Source organism: Chenggangzhangella methanolivorans (assembly GCF_042648545.1).
GTDB classification, from domain to species: domain Bacteria; phylum Pseudomonadota; class Alphaproteobacteria; order Rhizobiales; family Methylopilaceae; genus Methylopila; species Methylopila methanolivorans.
The window spans coordinates 169,668-173,607 of sequence record NZ_JBHRXS010000017.1 but is presented as its reverse complement, the minus strand read 5'-3'; the positions used below and the strand labels follow the sequence as shown (position 1 = coordinate 173,607).

Below are 3,940 nucleotides of genomic sequence, written 5' to 3'. Positions count from 1 at the left end.
CTCCGTCGCCGCCGCCGATGGCCGCTGTATAGGCCCCACAAACTCCAACTGTCAACGCCGGTCCTTCGAAAAAATGACGCTGCGATGAACCCTGGCCCGGCCTGACGGCGTCTTCCTCAAGAGCGCCAAGGGCTGAAGGTGCGGCAGATTTGACCAGCCGGCGCCTGTTTGGAGAGCTGTTTTTCGATTTCATGACGGCGCCGTCCTTCGGGTCCGCCCCGTGTGGCCTTTGTCTCGCGTATGCGCGAGCGCGGGGCCCTGTTTCTGGCTCGCGCTCGAAAGGCCCGCCCCGCTTGCGCCGCAAATCCTTCGTTTCTGGCCGTGCGCAGGGGACGGACGCGGGGTCCGGCTTCCGGCGAGTGGCGCGCGCTTCGTGGTCGCGCTAGGGTCATGCAGTCGCCGACGGCGCTTTCGAGCGCCCCGGCCCCAGGGGGTTCAGCCCGAAGTGTCCGTCCGCCGCGCCGCGCGCGCCGTCCCGCATGGCCGTACCGTTCACGGCCGCCAGGCTCCCGGCCGTCCGGCCGTCGAGCTCGGCGCCGAGCCTCCGCTCGGCGTCGCGGGCGCGGCCGACCTGGTCGACCGTCGCGGCGTCAGCCTGCGCTGGCTCGCGGGCACGATCCTGACCGGCATGGCGGGCGCCGGCCTTCTGGGCGGCGCGATCTACTCCACCCTCAACGGCAAGACCGACGTCAGCCACGCGCTGCGCCTGGCCGCCGCGCAGGCCCGGCAGGACGACCGCGTCTCGAACGAGACGCGCAAGGGCGACCGTCTCGTCGCCGACCAGGACGCCTCGGCCCGCCAGACCATGCGGATCTCGTCCACCACGAAGCATGGCGAGCGCGAGATCGTGCGCATGCGCTCCTTCGTGCGCGTCAGCGCCCCGCTCGCCCGTCAGCCGACGGAGTTCGCGGGCCGCGTTCCGAACTTCGACCCGATGAAGACGCTCGCGGCCGCCAATCGTGACCGCTCGGTCGCCGAACCGGACGGCGAGGGCGATCTCTCCTTCACGGTGAGCGACCTATCGGCCCGACAGATCGCGCCGGACGAGGGACCGGTGGTCCCGCCGGTGGAGGTCCGGGCGCGCGTGCGCGAGGCCGCCGCCTTCGAATTCGCGACCCGCATGGAGCCTGCGCTGCCGATGGCGCCCGGCGCGCAGAGCGCGCTCGCCTATGCGGCGCAGGACGCGCTGCTGCCGTTGCCGGGCGTCATCGACCCGAGGCCGACTCCGCAGAACGTGACGCTGGTGGCGAAATCCGCCGTCGCCGAAGCCGGCGCCGCGACGCCCGGCGAAAACACCGTCGCGATCACCGCAGGCGGATCGCTCGCCTCGGCGCTCGAGCGCGACGCCAACGTCGCCCCGCAGGATGCGCGCGTCATCGCCGACCGATTCGCCGGCCGCGACGGCTACGGCGTCGCCTCCGTCATGCCGGGGCAGCGCCTCAAGGTTTTGATGGGCCGCACCGCGGCGCCGGGCGGCAGCCGCCTGCAGCCGGTGCGCGTCAGCCTGTTCGACGCCGACGGCGGCCATGTCGGCTCGGTCGCGGCGTCGGACATCGGCGACTATGTGGCGGTGGCCGACATCGGCGACCTCGCCGACGAGCCGACCGCCGAGGAGATCGCCGACGAAGTCGAGCGCCCCGGCGTTCCGAGCCGGATGCGGCTCTACAACGGTCTCTACGAGGCGGCGCTCAAGAACCAGGTGCCCACGGCCATCGTCGACGAGATGGTGCGCATCGTCTCCTACGACGTCGACTTCAACCGGCCCGTCGGCCCGAACGACGGTTTCGAGGTGTTCTATTCGGACCCGAACGAACCCGGCGGCGAGGGCGAGGTCGCCTATCTGTCGCTGAAGCTCGCCGGCGACCAGCGCCGGTTCTATCGCTTCGAGACCGACGACGACGGGCTGGTCGACTATTACGACGAGTATGGGAAGTCGGCGAAAAAGTTCCTCATGCGCAAGCCGATGAACGGCGGCGTCATGCGCTCGGGCTTCGGCTTCCGCCGCCATCCGGTGCTGGGCTACTCCAAGATGCACACGGGCGTGGACTGGGCGGCGCCGGTCGGCACCCCGATCGTGGCCTCGGGCAACGGCGTGGTGGAGAAGTCGGGCTGGGCGAACGGCTACGGCCGCCAGGTCGTGCTCAAGCACACCAACGGCTACGAGACGACCTACAACCACATGTCGGGCATCGCGCGCGGCGTTTCGGCCGGGGCGCGGGTCCGGCAGGGCCAGGTGGTCGGCTATGTCGGCTCGACCGGCCTTTCGACCGGCGCGCATCTGCACTACGAAGTCATGATCAACGGCCGCTTCGTGAACCCGATGACGGTCAAGCTTCCGCGCGGCCGCGAGCTCGACGGCTCAGAGATGGCGAAGTTCGACGGCGAACGCGCCCGCATCGACGCGCTGCTCGGGCGCGGCCCCGCCGCCGGCGCGCGGGCGGCGGCCGCGGAGAGCGGACGCGGCGGATGACCCGCGCGACCGCCGCAAAGGGCCGCTAGGCTTCGCGATCGAAACCTCCGCCGTCAGAACGCGTCCGACGCCGTCACGGCGCGGCCACCTGTTTCCCCAAGACGCCCGCCTCCCCGTCTCATGATCGAGCCTCATCCGTTCTACGAAGAGTTCGCCCGCTGGGCGCCGGCCGCCAAGCCGAGCGCGGCCGTCATGTCGCTCGCCAAGCGCTATGTCGCCAGGGCCGAGCGGCGGCCGGACGACCTCGGGCGCGCGCTCCGGGCGGCGCGCGAGGGCGACGTCGTCGCCTCATGCGCTTTCGCGCGCACGGCGCTCGCCGGCGAGCCGCGTCCGGCCGAACGAGAGGGAGCGCGCGCGATCGCGGCGGCTGCCCTTGCGACCGCCGACCAGGCGCGCGGCGGCGAGCTCTACGACGACGCGGCGGGCTGGCGGCCGAACGGGCCCCACGCACTCGCCTCGTTGCTGCTGTTCGCGGAGCTGTCGCGCAACGTCGAGCCATGGTGCCTATCGCTGATCGCGCGCGCGGGACGGGGCGCCGCCCCGCAGTTGAGGCTTGCGGCCTTGCGCGCGCGGATCGCGGCCGCCAGGCGCGTCGGCCTGCCGGAGCCCGACCTCGCGCGGCTGATCGACGAACTCGCGGACGAATCGAACGGCAAGGCGGCGATCGGCCAGCGGCTCTCCGCGGTCGTCTACATGACCGGCGCGTCCGACCTGACCGCCCGCCTGCTGGAGCGCTTCCCGGCGCTCGCCGGACGGGCCGAGAGCGACGCGGTCACCGCCCGGCTGTTGCTCGATCTCGCCCCCTCGTCGCTTTCGGCCGAGGCGGCCGGGGCGGCCCGTCTCGTCGCGGAGGCCGAAGCCGACAGCGCGGCGTTCTGGGGGGATCTCGCCGCTTCGGCGCGGCGGGTCGCGGTTGTCGGAAACTCGCCCTGCGACATCGGCCGCGGGCTCGGCCCGGAGATCGACGATCACGACGTCGCTCTGCGCTTCAACGGCGCGCCGGAGGACGGAACCTACGCGGCCGACTACGGCGCGCGCTGCGACGTCAAGATGATGGCGCCGCGCTACTGGAACGACTGGGCCACACGGACGCGCGCGCCCGTGATCCTCGTGCGCCAGATGCAGGCCGTGTCGGAGGATTGCGCGTTCCTGCGCCTCATGCGCTCGGTCGGGAAACGCGTGGCGTTCACGCCGAGCCGGATCAACATGGCGCTCCATCGCGAGCTCGGCCGCCTGCCGAGCTCGGGGCTGATCGCGCTCGCGACCATGAAGGACGCACGCGGTTCGCTCGCCAACGTCCGTTGCTACGGCTTCTCGTTGGTCGACCAGCTCGGCGCGTCGCCGGAGACGCATTACTACGACGCTGAACACCCTGCCGGCCGCCATGAATGGCGCTCGGAGCGGGCGCTGTTCGACCGCTGGTTCGCCGACGCCGGATCATAAGGCGTCGCGGCGACGGCGCGATCGGCC

3 protein-coding genes are annotated in these 3,940 nt (G+C 72.0%); 2 read left to right on the top strand and 1 reads right to left on the bottom strand.

All coding sequences use genetic code 11. From position 1 onward, the window contains the following. The coding region (locus ACFOWB_RS24965; protein ID WP_378150031.1) for a hypothetical protein at positions 1–193 on the bottom strand (193 nt) is incomplete at its 3' end. Between the two features lie 252 nt (positions 194–445). On the opposite strand from ACFOWB_RS24965, the gene ACFOWB_RS24960 reads away from it, so the two are divergent. Together ACFOWB_RS24960 and ACFOWB_RS24955 are read left to right on the top strand one after the other, a co-directional pair. After that, the gene (locus ACFOWB_RS24960; RefSeq protein ID WP_378150029.1) at positions 446–2,470 is read left to right on the top strand and encodes a peptidoglycan DD-metalloendopeptidase family protein; all 2,025 of its coding nucleotides are present in this window, start codon (positions 446–448) and stop codon (positions 2,468–2,470) included. A 120-nt stretch (positions 2,471–2,590) separates the two neighbouring features. Then, on the top strand, positions 2,591–3,913 hold the full coding sequence (locus ACFOWB_RS24955) for a glycosyltransferase family 29 protein (protein ID WP_378150027.1): 1,323 nt from the start codon (positions 2,591–2,593) through the stop codon (positions 3,911–3,913). The last annotated feature ends 27 nt before the right edge of the window (positions 3,914–3,940 follow it).